Consider the following 15,437-nt stretch of genomic DNA (forward strand, 5'->3'; position numbering starts at 1 on the left):
CGAACGCGGTGCCATCCTCGGCCGTCACCTGCCATTCGGCGCCCTCGGGCAGGGCGATGGCCGGCCGCTCTCCGGCGGCACAGATATACCAGGGCCGCAGCACCCGGCCGGTTTCTGCCGCCGCCAGTTCGGCCAATGCCTCCTGCGCCTCGGCCTCGCTGCCGGCCGCCAGGCCCATCGCCGCCAGCAGCGCCTGCTGGGTTTCGCGCGGCGTGGTCACGGTCTGCCCGCTCAGATCGGAGAAGGCAGGCAGGATGCCCATCCGCGCCGCCAGTGCTGCAATCGCGTCGCTCACGCGGATTTCTCCTGCACGAATACCGCCACCGATTGCGCGGCGATCCGGGCCTTGCCGTTTTCGAAGGTTTCGGCAAATGCCTCGGCGGCGCCGGTATCGACCCGGCGGATCCAGCAATTGCCCTGCAGCCGGGCGGGCAGGGCGACCTGCACCGCGTCGCCGGTGTTGAAGACCAGGAACAACGCGTCTTCCCGCGCGGCATAGAACGGCGTGCCCGAGGCGGTGCGCATCTCGGCGCACAGCACCTTCAGCCCAGCATCCTGCCAGTCGGCATCGTGCATCGGCGCGCCGTCGGGGCGCCACCAGAACAGGTCTTCCAGCCCGTCGATCAGCCGCTCGCGCGCATGCAGGAACCGTTTCTGCCGCAGGATCGGATGCGCCTTGCGAAAGGCGATCATCTGCCGCGTGAAGGCCAGGAAATCCGCGTCCACCGCCGACCAATCCACCCAGCTGGTCGGGTTGTCCTGGCAATAGGCGTTGTTGTTGCCACCCTGGCTGCGGCTCAGTTCGTCCCCGCCCAGGATCATCGGCGTGCCCTGCGCCAGCAGCAGCGTTGCCATGAGGTTGCGCCGCCGCCGCGCGCGGGCGGCGATGATGTCAGGATCGTCGCTGGGCCCCTCGTGGCCCAGATTGTCCGAGAAATTGGCGGCGTGCCCGTCGCGCCCCTCCTCGCCATTGGCGAGGTTGTGGCGCTCGTTATACGAGACCAGGTCGGTCAGGGTGAAGCCGTCATGCGCCGTCACCATGTTGACCGACGCGGTCGCGGCGCGGCCGGAATGGTCGAACTGTGCCGCCGAACCGGTCAGCCGGTTGGCCAGTTCCGGCACCATGCCGCCATCGCCCTTCCAGTACCGCCGCACGCCATCGCGGAACTTGTCGTTCCACTCCAGAAACGGCGGCGGGAAGGCGCCCAGCTGATAGCCGCCCGGCCCGATATCCCAGGGCTCGGCGATCAGCTTGACCCGGTTCAGCACCGGATCCTGCCGCACCAGGGTGAAAAACGCCGCGTCGGGCTGGAACCCTCTGGCGGTGCGGGCCAGCGTCGCGCCCAGGTCGAAACGGAAGCCGTCGACATGCATCTGCTCGACCCAATAGCGCAGGCTGTCCAGGATCAGCCGCAGCACCATCGGGTGGTCGGTGTTCAGCGTGTTGCCGGTGCCGGTATGGTTGAGATAAAACCGCCGGTCCTCGGCCAGCCGGTAATAGCTGCGGTTGTCCAACCCCCTGAACGACAGCGTCGGCCCGGTCTGGTCGCCTTCGCAGCTGTGGTTATAGACCACGTCCAGCAGCACCTCGATCCCGGCGGCGTGAAACCGGGCAACCATCTGGCGAAACTCGGTAATGTCGCCCTCGGCCAGATAGCGCGGATCGGGCGCGAAAAAGCCCAGCGTCTGATAGCCCCAGTAATTCACCAGCCCCTTGTTGACGAGAAACCGGTCATTCAGGAACGCCTGCACCGGCAGCAGCTCGACCGCGGTGATCCCCAGACCTGTTAGGTGCTCGAGCACCGGGTCCGAGGCGAGGCCAAGGAAGGTGCCGGGGCGGGTGGCGCGCGGATGCTGCATGGTCATGCCGCGCACGTGACATTCGTAGATCACGCTTTCGGCCAGCGGCGTTTCAAGGCGCGTGGCGCCTGCGCCGCTGTCCGCGCAGACCACGCAGCGTGGCATGAACGGCGCGCTGTCGCGCCGGTCAAAGCTCAGATCCAACTCTTTCGCGCCTACGGTATAGCCCATCAGCGCATCGTCCCAGGTGGGATGCGCGGTGATCTGGCGGGCATAGGGATCCAAAAGCAGCTTGTGGGCATTGAATCGGTGGCCCTGCTCGGGCGCATAGGGCCCGTCGGCACGAAAGCCGTATTTCTGTCCGGCGGTCAGCCCCGGCACATAGCCGTGCCAGATGCCGCCCTCGCGCTCGGGCAGGTCCAGCCGGTGGGTTTCGGTCGTGCCATCCTCGGAAAACAGGCACAGGGTCATGCGGGTGGCGTTGTCGGAAAACACGGCGAAATTGACGCCGTCGTCATCGACAGTTGCGCCCAGCGGCGCGGGCCGTCCGGCCAGGATACTGAGATCGCGGGTCATGCGTTACTTTTTAAGCGTTTGATACAGAGCGGCATATTCCGCCGCCGAGGTCTCCCAGCCCACCGGCTGGGCCATGGCATTGCGCTGCATTCTGGCCCAGATCTCGGGCGTGCGATAGGCGTGCACCAGTGACCGCAGCGCGCCGATCAGCGCCTCGGTGTCGACCGGGAAGAACTGGAACCCGGTGGCCGCCCCCACCGCCAGCGCGGCGCTGTTGGCGGGGATCACCGTGTCGGCCAGCCCGCCGGTTAGCGCCACCAGCGGCACGGTGCCAAACCGCAGCCCATACAGCTGGGTCAGCCCGCAGGGTTCGAACCGGGAGGGCACCAGGATCGCGTCGCCGCCCGCGATCAGCTGGCGCGACAGCGCCTCGTCATAGCCGATCTGCACCGCGACGCCGTCATGGCGCGCCGCCGCGGCGCGAAACGCGGCCTCCAGCGTGCTGTCGCCGCTGCCCAGCACCGCCAGCTGCCCGCCCTCGGCCAGCAGTGCCGGCAGCGCCTCCAGCAGCAGGTCCAGCCCCTTCTGCTGGGTCAGGCGCGAGACGACGACGCAAAGCGGCCCGTCGCTCTCGGGCAGGCCCAGCTTGGCGCGCAGGGCGGCCTTGTGTTTCTTCTTGCTGACCGGGCGGGCATAGGGCGGTTTCCAGGCGTCCAGGTCGATGCCGTTCAGGATGCCGACCAGATCGTCGCGCCGGTGCCGCAACAGCCCGTCCAGCCCCATGCCGAATTCCGGGGTCAGCAGCTGCCCGGCATAGGTGGGGCTGACGGTCGAGATCTTGTCGGAATAGACGATCCCCGCCTTCAGCGCGCTGATCCAGCCGAAAAACTCGAACCCGTCCATGGTGAAGCCCTGTTTGGGCAGGCGCAGGTCGCTCAGCATCGCCGGCGCGGCGATGCCCTGGAAGGCGATGTTGTGGATCGTCAGAAGGGTTCCGGTTTTCGGCGTGCGCTCGAGATCGCGCAGATAGACCGGGGTGAGCCCGGCCTGCCAGTCATGCGCGTGCAGCACATCGGGCTGCCAGTCCAGCAGCCCGTCCGCCGCGATCCGCGCGGCGGCCAGCGACAGCGCGGCGAAACGTTTCGGGTTGTCGGGCCAGTCGCGCCCGTCCGGGCCGCTGTAAATTGCGCCAGGCCGGTCGAACAGATGCGGCGCGTCCAGAACATAGACGATCTGCCCGTCGCAGCTGGACTGGACAATGCGCGCCGGGCCGCCGAACAGCGACCGCAGCGCAACCGCCTCGGTGCCATTCCGGGTCGCGGCCATCACCGCCGGATAACCTGGCAGCAGCGTGCGCATTTCGACGCCCAGCGGCGCCAGCGCCGCGGGCAGGGCACCCGCCACGTCGGCCAGCCCGCCGGTCTTGATCAACGGAACATATTCCGAGGTGACGGACAGAACGCGCGTCACCGGGCAGGGCCCTTGTCGACAGGGAAAATCAGGTGCGCCGGGCGCGGCATCGGGTCAGTCCTTCACCAGGTAGAGGCAGGAAAGCGGCGGCAGCCGCAGGGTGGCGCTGGCGGGCAGGCCGTGGCTGGGATCCGGCCGGGCGGTGATCCCGCCCAGATTGCCCCGGTTGCCGCCGCCGTAAAGCGCGGCATCGCTGTTCAGCACCTCGCGCCACTGTCCGGCCTGGGGCAGGCCGATCCGATAGGCGTCGCGTTCGACCGGGGTGAAATTGCAGATCACCGCCACGTCGGCATCGCCGGCCTGGCCGTGGCGCAGCCAGGCAAAAACCGACTGATCGGCATCGTCGCCGACGATCCAGCGGAACCCCTCGGCCTCGCAATCGCGGACATGCAGCGCCGGCCTTTCGCGGTACAGCGTGTTCAGGTCGCGCACCAGCCGGCGCAGCCCCGCGTTCAACGGCGCGCCCGCGGCCGCCCAGTCGATCTCGCCATCGTGGTTCCATTCCTGCGCCTGGCCGAATTCCTGCCCCATGAACAGCAGCTTCTTGCCGGGATGGCCCCACATGAAGCCGTAATAGGCGCGCAGGTTGGCAAATTTCTCCCATTCGGTGCCGGGCATCCGCGCCAGCATCGACCCCTTGCCATGCACCACCTCGTCATGGCTGATCGGCAGGATGAAATTTTCCGAGAAGGCGTAGTGCAGGCCAAAGGTCATCTCGTTGTGATGATGGCGCCGGTGCACCGGCTGGCGGCCGATATAGGACAGCGTGTCGTTCATCCAGCCCATGTTCCACTTGAAGCCGAAACCCAGCCCGCCGTCATGCACCGGCTGCGACACGCCGGGATAAGAGGTGGATTCCTCTGCCGCGGTCAGAACGCCGGGCACGTCGCCATAGGCGGCGGTGTTCATTCCCTGCAGCATCGCGATGGCTTCGTAATTCTCGCGCCCGCCATCCTTGTTCGGCACCCATTCGCCCTCTTTGCGCGAATAGTCGCGATACAGCATCGAGGCCACCGCATCCACGCGCAGCCCGTCGGCATGGTATTCGCTCAGCCAATAGATCGCGTTGGCGATCAGGTAATTCGCCACTTCGCGCCGGCCGTAATTGTAGATCAGCGTGTTCCAGTCGTGGTGGAACCCCTCGCGCGGGTCGGCATGTTCGTAAAGCGCGGTGCCGTCAAAACGCGACAGCCCGTGAATATCGCTCGGGAAATGGCCCGGTACCCAGTCCAGGATCACGCCCAGCCCGGCGCGGTGCGCGGCATTCACCAGGTCGCGGAACTCGTTCGGGGGACCGTGCCGGATGGTGGGGGCGAACAGCCCGATGGGCTGATAGCCCCACGACCCGTCAAAGGGATGTTCGCTGACCGGCAGCAACTCGATATGGGTAAAGCCCATATCGGCGGCATAGCCGACCAGTTCCTCTGCTGCCTCGACGTAAGAGATCGGCCGCCCGCCCGGCTTGCGCCGCCACGAGCCCAGGTGCACCTCGTAGATCGAGATCGGCGCGGTGCGGGCATGGCGCCCGGCGCGGCTGTCCATCCAGTCGCCGTCGGACCAGCCATAGCCGCGCAGGTCGCGCACCACCGACGCGGTCGAGGGCGGGTGTTCCGAACCAAAGCCGACCGGATCGGCCTTTTGCGGCAGCGGGCGGCCGTCGCGGTTGAGAATATCGTACTTGTAGCGGGTCTGTTCACCGATGCCGGGCAGAAAGATCTCCCATACGCCGGTGCTGCCCCGGCGGCGCATGACATGGCGGCGCGGATCCCAGTGGTTGAACTCGCCCACCACCGATACCCGCAGCGCGCTGGGCGCCCAGACCGCGAAATGGGTGCCGGTTTGCCCCTCATGTTCGATCACATGGGCGCCCAGCACCTCCCACAGCCGCCGGTGGGTGCCTTCGCCGATCAGGTATTCGTCGAAGCCGGTGATCACCGGGCCAAAACGATACGGATCCTCAAACTCCCAGCCACCGACGCCGGCATCCTCGCCGCGCAGGTGATAGGGTTTGGTGCCGGGTACCTTGCCAAAAAACAGGCCGGAGCGGTGTTCGACGGGGGCCAGTTCATGCCGCTTGCCCGCGGTCACTGCCCACATCCGGCGCGCGCCGGGATCGAAGGCCGCCACGTGACGCACCCGGCCGTGCTTGTGCGGCCCCAGCAGGGCAAAGGGATCGTCGAACAGACCGCGCACCAGCCGGTCAGTCTTTTCCGGGTCGCCGTAGGCGACGGCAGGGGGCGGCGTATCTGGTCCCATAAGGTGATTTTAGGGTGCCAGGCCCGTCCCATCAATCATCCGTTGCAATTGTCGGTCACAACAGCGTTTCCGCGCCCCAGATATCGTCCAGATAGCCGCGGATCGCCCGGTCGGACGAGAACCAGCCGCTGCGCGCGGTGTTCAGCGCGGCGCGGCGGGTCCAGTCGCCGGCATTGGCAAAGGCGCCGTCGACCTCGCGCTGCGCCCGCCAGTAATCGGAAAAATCCGAGGCAACGAGGAAATAGTCCGGTCCGCTGATATTGTCGGCAATGCCGCGGAACAGGCCGGGATCCTCGGGGCTGAACCGGCCGTCGCGCACGGCGGCCAGCGCCCGCGCAAGCCGGCTGTCGGCCTCCACCGCCTTGGCCGCGTGATCCGGGATCGCGCGGCGCTGGTCGACCTCGTCGGTGGTCATGCCGAAGAGAAAGAAGTTCTCGGCGCCGACGCGGTCGCGGATCTCGACATTGGCCCCGTCCAGCGTGCCGATGGTCAGCGCGCCGTTCAGGGCGAATTTCATGTTGCCGGTGCCCGACGCCTCCTTGCCCGCGGTCGAGATCTGTTCCGACAGATCCGCCGCCGGAATCAGCTTTTCGGCCAGCGAGACGTTGTAGTTGGGCAGGAAGGCGACCTGCAGCATCTTGTTGGTGATCTTGTCGGCATTGACCACCTTGGCCACCGCGTTGATCAGGTGGATGATCTCCTTGGCAAAGACATAGCCCGGCGCCGCCTTGCCGGCGAAGAGCTTCAGCCGCGGGGTCCAGCCGGCATTTGGGGCGTCGCGCATCGCCTGCCACAGCGCGATCGTCTCCAGGATGTTCAGATGCTGGCGCTTGTATTCGTGGATGCGCTTGATCTGCACGTCGAACATCATCGCCGGATCGGCGGTCAGGCCCTCCTGCGTCCGGTTCATCCAGTCCGCCAGGTCCGCCTTGTTGGCGGTCTTGGCGGCGGCATATGCGTCAAGGAAGGCGGGGTCGTCCAGATGCGGCTCCAGGTCGTGCAGCTGTTCCAGGTCGTCGACCCAGCCCAGCCCCAGCCGTTCCTCGATCAGCGTGCTCAGCCGCCGATTGCAGGACAGCAGCCAGCGGCGCGGGGTGACGCCGTTGGTCTGGTTGACGATCCGTTCGGGATGCAGGCGGTGCAGCTCGGCAAAAACGGTGGATTTCATCAGCTCGGTATGAAGCGCCGATACCCCGTTCACCCGATTCGCCATGATGAAGGACAGCTCGCCCATCTTGACCTGGCCGTGATCGCGCACGGAGGAGGTGCGCGACGGATTGGCCTTGGCATGGGCGTGATCGATGCGGTCGATAATCGCCAGGTGGCGCGGCAGCAGCCGGCCGAACAGCCCCTCGGGCCAATGTTCCAGCGCTTCGGGCAACAGCGTGTGGTTGGTGTAATTCAGCGTGCCCTGCGCGATCTGCAGCGCCTCGTCAAAGTCCAGGCCCTTTTCGTCACAGAGCAGGCGCACCAGTTCCGGCCCGGCAATTGCCGGATGGGTGTCGTTCAGCTGGATCGCCACCTTTTCCGGCAGCTGCCGCAGGTCGCTGAACTGGCTTTCGAACCGGCGCAGAATGTCGCGGATCGAGGCGGCAGAGAAGAAATATTCCTGCTTCAGCCGCAGCTCCTTGCCCTGTTCGGTGGTGTCGTCGGGGTACAGCACGCGGCTGATCGTGCGCGCCAGCGCCTCGCTCTCGGCGGCAGCGGCATATTCGCCGCGATTGAAACGGTCCAGATCGAAGGGCTCGGTCGGCTTGGCCGACCACAGCCGCAGCGTGTTGACCCAGCGCCCGTTCCAGCCGGCGACAGGGGTGTCGAAGGCCTCGGCCCAGACCGACTCGCCCGGTGTCCAGACTGTGCCGTCGCGCACCGATCCGCCAAAGCCGATCTCGTAACGCGATTCCGGGCGCTCGAACTCCCAGGCATGGGGCTGCTGCAGCCAGGTTTCCGGCCGTTCGACCTGGCGGCCGTCGACGATCTGCTGCCGGAACAGCCCGTGTTCATAGCGGATGCCATAGCCATAGGCTGGGCAGCCCAGCGTCGACATCGATTCCAAATAGCAGGCGGCCAGCCGGCCCAGCCCGCCATTGCCCAATGCGGCATCGGGTTCGTCGGCGATCACCTCGGCATAGTCTTGCCCCAGCTCGGCCAGGGCCTCCGACACTCGCTCTTCCAGGCGCAGGTTGACGATGCCGTCTTCCAGCAGCCGGCCGACCAGGAATTCCATCGACAGGTAATAAACCCGCTTGGCCCCGGCCTCATAGGTGCGGCGGGTGGAGGCGAACCAGGCGTCGGCCATGCGGTCGCGGATCGCCAGCGACACCGCCATGCGCCAGTCCCGCAGGGTGGCGGCGCCCGGCGTTTTGCCGATCGAATAGGACAGATGTCGGCCGATGGCGTCTTTCATGTCGTAATACCCGGTCAGATCATCTTGCAGGGAGGAATCCACAGCGGTCTCCGTCTGGACATAATGCGGGGCCGTTCTCTCGAAATGGGCGGCCGAGGGCAAGGCAGGAGTGGTCTGCGGCGGCATTTGGTCCGAACCCTGCCGAGAACGGCAAGGCCACGCGGGCGGCAGAGGCCGGAAAGACATGGAAAAACTGGATTCGCGCGTATCCGCGCCTGTGCCGGTCCTGCAACAGGAAGCTGGGGCGAACCGGGCAGGGGGTGATGTGGCAGGAACCGCAACGCCGCTTCAGTCGTAGGGCCAGATGCCCTGGCCCAGCGCCTCGATCGCCAGCAGGATTCGCTCGAAACTTTCCGCCGCGCGGGCAGACATGCCGCGGGCCCTGAGATAACCGTGCACCAGCCCCGCCTCGGTGATCTCATGCGCCGGCACCCCGGCCGCCGCCAGCTTGTCGCGATAGGCCGGGCCGTCGCTTTGCAGCGGGTCGCAGCCGGCGGTGAAGATCACCGTGCGAGGCAGCTTGGAAAAGTTGCGGTCGCGCAGCGGCGCATAGGTGGGATCGTTCAGCGGTTCGTCGCCGTCCACCCGCACGGATTTGTAAAACGCCAGGTCCTGCGCCGTCAGCATCGGCGCCTCGGCATGATCGAGATAAGAGCCTTTGGTCATGTCACCGCCCAGGCCCGGATAGATCAGCACCTGGCCGACAATGCCCTTCAGCCGGCCGCGCGCGTGATGCGCCACCGCCGCGGCCAGGTTGCCGCCGGCGCTGTCGCCGACCAGGACGATATTGCCCTCATAGGTCGCCGCCGCCCAGCGTGTTGCCGTCCAGGCGTCGTCGAAGGCGGCGGGATGCTTGTGTTCTGGCGCCAGCCGGTAGTCGACCGAGATCACGCGATAGCCGGTGCTGGCGCAGATCTCGGCACAGACATCGTCATGGCTGTCCAGCCCGCCGACCACAAAGCCGCCGCCGTGGAAATAGACCACCGTAATACCGGGTTCGCCGGCACTGTAGATACGTATCGGCACGCCCTGCGCCTGGCCATCGCTGGCGGTGACCCCGTCGGGATAGGGCTGGTGAAAATCGCGACACATCGCGTCATAGGCGCGCCGTTGCCCGGCGATATCCAGATCGACCGCGTCCTCGGGATAGGCCGCCTCGGTGCGGCGAATGAACGCCCAGGTCTCGGCGTCGATCAGACGGTCATAATCCATGCGCGCTTTGCCGTCAGGCCTCCCATTCCCATGGCCGGGTGTAATTGCCCAGCACCTTGCGCACCTCCGACTCGTCGGCGCCATTGCGCGCCAGCCGTGCCACCAGCCCGCGTTTCTTGTCGTCGATCACCGTGGCAACGCGGGCCTGCACATGGGCCTGCTCCAGCGCAGCGTCATAGATCCGGGTGATCGCCATCTTGCGCAGGTCCGGCTTGAACACCTTGCCCACGGCGGTTTTCGGCAATTCGTCAAGGATGGTCAGATGCTTGGGATGCGCGGCACGTTCATGCACATGGGTCTTGCAATGTTCCAGCAGCTCGTCCTCGGTGACACTGGCGCCGCCGACCAGTTCGACAAAGGCACAGGGCAGTTCGCCCGATTTGGCATCGGGCTGGCCGACCGCGCCGGCAAAGGCCACCGCCGGATGGCGCAGCAGCGCCTCCTCGATCTCGGCCGGGTCGATATTGTGGCCGCCGCGAATGATCAGATCCTTGGCGCGGCCGGTGATCCACAGATAGCCGTCAGTATCCAGCCGGCCCAGATCGCCGGTGCGCAGATACATGGTGTTGCTGATGCTGTGATAGAGATCCTTGTTCTTGTCGGTCTCGGTATAGGTATGGCCGCCATAAACGCCGGGATTGGCGACGCAGATCTCGCCGACCTCGTCGCGCGGACATTCCATCACCGCGCCGTCGGCCGCGCGCAGGATGCGGATATCGGTATAGGGGAAGGGCACGCCGACGCTGCCGATCTTCTTCTCGCCGTCGACCGGGTTGCACGACACCAGGCAGGTCGCCTCGGTCAGGCCATAGCCCTCGACGATGTTCATGCCGGTGGCCTCGGTAAAGCGGTTGAACAGTTCCAGCGGCATCGGCGCCGAGCCGGAAAAGGCGTTCTTGACCGTCGAGATGTCGGCATTCACCGGCCGCTGCATCAGCGCCGAAACGGCGGTGGGCACGGTGATGACGAAGGTGGTTTTCCAGCGTTCGCAGAGCTTCCAGAAATTGTCGAACACGCCGTCGCCGCGATAGCCCGCCGGCGTCGGGAACACCACATGCGCGCCGGATTTCACCATCGCCATCAGGATCACGTGGCAGGCAAAGACGTGGAACAGCGGCAGCGGGCACATCACGCTGTCCTTCTCGCTGAACAGCAGGGTGTGGCCGATCCAGCCTTGGTAGATGATGCCGGAATACTTGTGCTGCGCCACCTTGGGCATCCCGGTGGTGCCGCCGGTGTGGAAATAGGCGGCGATACGGTCATCCTTCGGATCGTCAAAGCTCAGCTGCTCGGGCTGGGCGGCGAGTTCGCGGTTGAAATTCTTGATATCGGCGTGGTGCTTGCCCTCGACCTTGGGCCGGACCAGCGGCACGATCCAGCTTTTTGGCGGGGTCAGGTAGCGGTTGAGATCGATTTCCAGCACCGTGTGCACCGCCGGCGCGTGGCGCACCGCCTCGGCAGTTTTCTGGGCGATATCGGTCTTGGGGAAGGGTTTCAGCGTGACCACCACCTTGGCGCCGGTTTCGCGCAGGATCGAGGCGATCTGTTCCGGCTCCAGCAGCGGGTTGATCGGGTTGACGATCCCGGCGATCGACCCGGCCAGCGTGGCGATGACGGTTTCGGTGGTATTGGGCAGCACCAGCGCGACCACGTCGGTTGGACCGATCTTCAGCGATCGGAACAGGTTGGCGGCCTGGCAGATCTTTCGGTGCAACTGGTCCCAGGTCAGGGTTTCGGATTTGTCCGTCGCGCCGGAGAGCAGCTGGTAGCTCACCGCCGGGCGCTGCGGGAACTTGTCCCGGGTGATGGACAGCATCTCGAACACCGTGGCAGGCACGTCGCGCGCCTCCCACGGCATCTCGTTCTGGATCGCCAGGCTGTCCTCAAGCGAGGCAAATGTCATGAGGTCTCCTCCCTCTGATCGAGCGGCCGCCTTTGCCGTCCCTGCGCGCCAATCTGTCGGGAAATGCGGGCTCGTGCAAGAACGCCGCGGTGTGACGTGGCGGGACATGTTGCAATTCCCGCGCGGCCGGCACCGCGCCGGGAGGGCGGACAAGTCCATGAGAGGATGAAATTTTTCGCGCCACGGGCTATACTCGTTGCAGCGCGACGTCGCACAAGGGAGGAACAGCGATGCGATATGTGACGATCACGACCTGGGAGTTGATGAGCGGGGCGGATTTCGATCTGGCGCTGGAGTCGGTGCGGGCCAAGCGGCTGCCGGCGCTGCGCGAACTGGGGGCCGAGCGGGTACAGATCGTGCGCACCAGCGACCGCACGGTGGCGGCGATTTCGGAATGGCCCGACCAGGAGACCCGCGATGCCGCGTCGCGGGCGATTCAGGCGGTGCGCGACAAGGTCCGCAAGGAGGACCTGACGCGGATGACCGGCGAGATGAGCGGTGCGGTGGTCGCCAGTGTCTGAGCGACCAGGTAGGCCAGCGCGGGGGGTATCCTGGCCGGGACGCCGGCCAGGGTTCTGATTTCACGGACGATAGCGCCAACGATTCGGGCTGATCGCCACCGCGGCAGGCGTCAGAAAACGTCCAGCAGGTAGAGGATGATGATGATCGGCAGCGGGATGCCGATCAGCCAGGCGAGGATGCCCTTCATGGTGACCTCCGGTCAGATATGGCCCAGCAGGGCGAGGATCAGAATGATGACCAGAACCAGCCCGAGCCCGCCGGCGGGCCCATAGCCCCAGCCGCGCGAATAGCCCCAGGTCGGCAAGGCGCCGATCAGCAGCAGGATCAGGATAATAATCAGGATCGTCGAAAGCGTCATGGCGCCCTCCCTTCACTAGAGTGTTTGCGCGAGGCTAACGCGGATGAGGGGAGGGCGGTTCCCGTTCGACGCGGGCGGGCGCAGTCGCGGGAGCGGTCGCACTCAGGGGGCGCCGCATCCAACGAAACCCGTTGCGAGCCCGTTCGGATTTCCGGTTGGAGCGACCGCCTATTCCGGCATGCTGGGCTCCGGCGCCATCTGTACCTTCACCGCTGCGCCCGAGGCGCGGGGGGCGTGGCGCGGGGGTGATCCTGCCGCGGCCGTCGCTTCAGCGCGATCTGCATCGCGAGCCACGTAGCGTTCAAGCCGCGGCGGATCACCTCGCCTGGGAGCGGGTAAACCCCCTGCCTAGGCCAGTTCGCCGGCCAGCGCCTGGTCGATCAGCGCCACGGTTTCATCAACGCCATAAAGCGCGATGAAGCCGCCAAAGCGGGGGCCTTGCGAGGCGCCCAGCAGCACTTCGTAAAGCGCGGTGAACCAGCCCCGCAGCGGATCGAAACGGTCGCGCCCCACCGCATAGACCACCGATTGCAGCGCCTCGTCCTCGACCGGGCCGTCATAGCTGGCAAGCTGCGCGCGCAGGTCGGCCAGCGCCTCGCGCTCCAGATCGGTCGGGGCGCGATAGGCGCGGGTCGGTTTGACGAAATCGTTGAAATAGCGCACCGAAAACCCTGCCGCGGCGTCGAGGTCGGGATGGGTTTCGGGCGAGGCGTCGGGCGCATAGCGGTTGATGAAGCCCCAGAGCGCCGCCTTGTCCTGCGCGCCCGAGACCGAGGCCAGGTTCAGCAGCATGCCGAAAGGCACCACCAGCGTCGATTCCGGCACCTCGCCGCCATGGATGTGCCAGACCGGGTTGTTCAACTGGGCCTTCTCGTCCTGACCGGGGAAGGCGCGCAGCTGCTGGTGGTATTCGTCCACCGCCTTGGGGATCACGTCGAAATACATCCGCTTGGCGGTTTTCGGTTTCTGATACATGAAATAGGCGAGGCTTTCGGTGCTGGCATAGGTCAGCCATTCGTCGATCGACACGCCATTGCCCGAAGATTTCGAGATCTTCTGGCCGTTCTCGTCCAGGAACAGCTCATAGGTGAAATGTTCCGGCGGGCGTTCGCCCAGCACCCGGCAGATGCCGTCATAGATCGGCGTGTTGGTCGAATGGTCCTTGCCATACATCTCGAAATCGACGCCCAAGGCCGCCCAGCGGGCGCCGAAATCGGGCTTCCATTGCAGTTTCACATTGCCGCCGGTCACCGGCAGGGTCCATTCCTTGCCGGTCTCGTCGTCGAAGGTGATCTCGCCCTTGGCGGCATCGACATTCTTCAGCGGCACATAAAGCACGCGGCCGGTTTCGGGGTGGATCGGCAGGAAGATCGAATAGGTCTGCTGACGTTCCTCGCGCAGCGATTTCAGCATGATCTTCATGATGTCGTCATAGCGTTCGGCGGCGCGGCGCAGCACCGTGTCGAACTGGCCCGAGCGGTAGAATTCGGTGGCCGAGATGAACTCGTATTCGAAGCCGAACGTGTCGAGGAACCGGCGCAACATCGCGTTGTTGTGATGGCCGAAACTTTCGTACTTGCCGAACGGGTCGGGCACCGAGGTCAGCGGCTCCTGCAGGTGTTCGCGCAGCATCTCCTGGTTGGGCACGTTGCCCGGCACCTTGCGCATGCCGTCAAGATCGTCGGAAAAGCAGATCAGCTTGGTCGGGATGTCCGAGATCTCTTCGAAGGCGCGCTTGATCATGGTGGTGCGCGCCACCTCGCCGAAGGTGCCGATATGCGGCAGGCCCGAGGGGCCATAACCGGTTTCAAACAGCACATAGCCCTTTTCCGGCGGCGCCTTTTCATACCGTTTCAGCACCCGGCGCGCTTCTTCGAACGGCCAGGCCTTGGACGTCATCGCGGCATCGCGCAGGGAGTGGTCAAGCATCGGTTTTACCCCAGGATCAGATCGCAGGCCTTTTAGGCGTGCCGCCTGTCCGGGTCAACGGGCGGTGACAGCCCTTGCCGCCCTGCCTGCGGCTTTCTATGTTGCGCCCGAAGTGCACAACACGCCGGGAGCCAAGCCCTTGTCCGAGACCGAACTTCATCCGCTCAGCCCGCAGGATTGCCTGGTGGCGATGATGGTGGCGGTCTCCGCCTCCGACGAGAACATCCGCACCGCGGAACTGGTCAAGATCCAGTCCTCGGTCAATATGCTGCCGGTCTTTGCCGAATATGATATCGACCGCATCCGCACCGTGTCGCAATTCGTCTTCGACCTGTTCGAGCAGGAGGACGGGCTGGATGCGCTGTTCGGCCTGATCCGTGAAAACCTGCCGACGCGGCTGTACGAGACCGCCTATGCATTGGCCTGCGATGTCGGCGCGGCGGATGGCAAGCTGGACGAGCCCGAGCTGCGGCTGCTGGAAGAGATGCGCTACGAGCTGAATATCGACCGGCTGCACGCCGCCGCCATCGAACGCGGCGCGCGGGCGCGGCACGTCACCTGACGAGCGCGCGCGGCGGTTCCTAACTTCCGTAGACCGTGCCCCAGCGTGCGATCAGCTTTTGCTGGAACGCCCGGGCACGGCCGTTCCAGGCGCGGGCGCCGGGCGGCACCTCGCGTTCGGCGCGGCTGATCCGAGCGCGCGCCGAGCGGTCGGCGGCGAAGATCGCGAAGGCCAGTTCGGTGCCGTCGGCGGCGGTCATAAAGCCGCCCAGGCCGGAGACGAAATTCAGCGTGCCGGTCTTGGCATCGACCTTGATCGGCGCGTTGCGCAGCACCCGGCCGTTCGCGTCGCGGATCGGGATCGCCTTCAGCAGGGGCCGCAGCGCGCCTTGCCGCCGTGCCTCGATCAGCGCGGTCACCAGATCATCGGCGGTCACCCGCGAGGCGTCGCCCAGGCCGGAATGATCGACCAGGCTGACCTGTTTCATGTCGAAGCGCCGCGCGGCCCAGCGGCTCATCTGCGCCGCCGAGGCGCGCAGCGAGGTGGGCGGCCCGCCGCGGCG

At 65.9% G+C, this 15,437-nt stretch carries 11 protein-coding genes and 1 pseudogene; 2 read left to right on the forward strand and 10 right to left on the reverse strand.

Annotated elements, in window-relative coordinates:
* The 7 genes and pseudogenes from CVM52_RS17675 to CVM52_RS17705 form a co-directional block, all read right to left on the reverse strand.
* Window positions 1-295: pseudogene (locus CVM52_RS17675) on the reverse strand (hypothetical protein); the annotation flags it as partial.
* Entirely contained in the window at window positions 292-2,376 is a 2,085-nt protein-coding gene (glgX, locus tag CVM52_RS17680; RefSeq protein ID WP_100163781.1) for a glycogen debranching protein GlgX, read from the reverse strand. The gene glgX and the pseudogene CVM52_RS17675, both read right to left, overlap by 4 nt.
* A 3-nt stretch (window positions 2,377-2,379) precedes the next feature.
* Window positions 2,380-3,786 carry a glycogen synthase GlgA gene (gene glgA, locus CVM52_RS17685; RefSeq protein WP_100163782.1) on the reverse strand — a complete coding sequence of 469 codons (1,407 nt, stop codon included), beginning with the start codon at window positions 3,784-3,786 and terminating at the stop codon, window positions 2,380-2,382.
* A gap of 54 nt (window positions 3,787-3,840) precedes the next feature.
* Window positions 3,841-6,042, reverse strand: a complete 2,202-nt coding sequence (gene glgB / locus CVM52_RS17690) for a 1,4-alpha-glucan branching protein GlgB (RefSeq protein ID WP_100163783.1) — start codon at window positions 6,040-6,042, stop codon at window positions 3,841-3,843.
* 55 nt (window positions 6,043-6,097) lie between these two features.
* Window positions 6,098-8,449, reverse strand: a complete 2,352-nt coding sequence (locus CVM52_RS17695; RefSeq protein WP_100163789.1) for a glycogen/starch/alpha-glucan phosphorylase — start codon at window positions 8,447-8,449, stop codon at window positions 6,098-6,100.
* Window positions 8,450-8,737: 288 nt separating this feature from the next.
* Window positions 8,738-9,661, reverse strand: a complete 924-nt coding sequence (locus tag CVM52_RS17700) for an alpha/beta hydrolase (RefSeq protein ID WP_100163784.1) — start codon at window positions 9,659-9,661, stop codon at window positions 8,738-8,740.
* A 13-nt stretch (window positions 9,662-9,674) separates the two neighbouring features.
* The gene (locus CVM52_RS17705) at window positions 9,675-11,564 is read right to left on the reverse strand and encodes an acyl-CoA synthetase (RefSeq protein ID WP_100163785.1); all 1,890 of its coding nucleotides are present in this window, start codon (window positions 11,562-11,564) and stop codon (window positions 9,675-9,677) included.
* A 230-nt stretch (window positions 11,565-11,794) separates the two neighbouring features.
* On the opposite strand from CVM52_RS17705, the gene CVM52_RS17710 reads away from it, so the two are divergent.
* Entirely contained in the window at window positions 11,795-12,085 is a 291-nt protein-coding gene (locus CVM52_RS17710; protein WP_100163786.1) for a hypothetical protein, read from the forward strand.
* Window positions 12,086-12,285: 200 nt separating this feature from the next.
* Here the strand turns inward: CVM52_RS17710 and CVM52_RS17715 are convergent, their stop codons facing one another.
* Both CVM52_RS17715 and CVM52_RS17720 read right to left on the reverse strand, forming a co-directional pair.
* Window positions 12,286-12,444 carry a DUF3309 family protein gene (locus tag CVM52_RS17715; RefSeq protein WP_100163787.1) on the reverse strand — a complete coding sequence of 53 codons (159 nt, stop codon included), beginning with the start codon at window positions 12,442-12,444 and terminating at the stop codon, window positions 12,286-12,288.
* Between the two features lie 348 nt (window positions 12,445-12,792).
* Complete coding sequence (locus CVM52_RS17720) at window positions 12,793-14,373, reverse strand: lysine--tRNA ligase (RefSeq protein WP_100163788.1); 1,581 nt, start codon at window positions 14,371-14,373, stop codon at window positions 12,793-12,795.
* Between the two features lie 190 nt (window positions 14,374-14,563).
* Here CVM52_RS17720 and CVM52_RS17725 point away from each other — a divergent pair, with 190 nt between their 5' ends.
* Entirely contained in the window at window positions 14,564-14,935 is a 372-nt protein-coding gene (locus CVM52_RS17725) for a tellurite resistance TerB family protein (protein ID WP_100163790.1), read from the forward strand.
* 19 nt (window positions 14,936-14,954) lie between these two features.
* Here the strand turns inward: CVM52_RS17725 and CVM52_RS17730 are convergent.
* Window positions 14,955-15,437 (reverse strand): D-alanyl-D-alanine carboxypeptidase (locus CVM52_RS17730; RefSeq protein WP_205964983.1); only part of this gene is annotated, 483 nt, incomplete at its 5' end.

The sequence above is a fragment of the Pseudooceanicola lipolyticus genome, assembly GCF_002786325.1.
Taxonomy (GTDB): domain Bacteria; phylum Pseudomonadota; class Alphaproteobacteria; order Rhodobacterales; family Rhodobacteraceae; genus Pseudooceanicola_C; species Pseudooceanicola_C lipolyticus.

What these genes read in the sequence shown, in the direction of transcription:
- glgX (WP_100163781.1), bottom strand. Translation starts at nt 2,376, where the DNA reads ATGACCCGCGATCTCAGTATCCTGGCCGGACGGCCCGCGCCGCTGGGC.
- glgB (WP_100163783.1), bottom strand. Translation starts at nt 6,042, where the DNA reads ATGGGACCAGATACGCCGCCCCCTGCCGTCGCCTACGGCGACCCGGAA.
- CVM52_RS17695 (WP_100163789.1), bottom strand. Translation starts at nt 8,449, where the DNA reads ATGAAAGACGCCATCGGCCGACATCTGTCCTATTCGATCGGCAAAACG.
- CVM52_RS17700 (WP_100163784.1), bottom strand. Translation starts at nt 9,661, where the DNA reads ATGGATTATGACCGTCTGATCGACGCCGAGACCTGGGCGTTCATTCGC.
- CVM52_RS17705 (WP_100163785.1), bottom strand. Translation starts at nt 11,564, where the DNA reads ATGACATTTGCCTCGCTTGAGGACAGCCTGGCGATCCAGAACGAGATG.
- CVM52_RS17710 (WP_100163786.1), top strand. Translation starts at nt 11,795, where the DNA reads ATGCGATATGTGACGATCACGACCTGGGAGTTGATGAGCGGGGCGGAT.
- CVM52_RS17715 (WP_100163787.1), bottom strand. Translation starts at nt 12,444, where the DNA reads ATGACGCTTTCGACGATCCTGATTATTATCCTGATCCTGCTGCTGATC.
- CVM52_RS17720 (WP_100163788.1), bottom strand. Translation starts at nt 14,373, where the DNA reads ATGCTTGACCACTCCCTGCGCGATGCCGCGATGACGTCCAAGGCCTGG.
- CVM52_RS17725 (WP_100163790.1), top strand. Translation starts at nt 14,564, where the DNA reads ATGATGGTGGCGGTCTCCGCCTCCGACGAGAACATCCGCACCGCGGAA.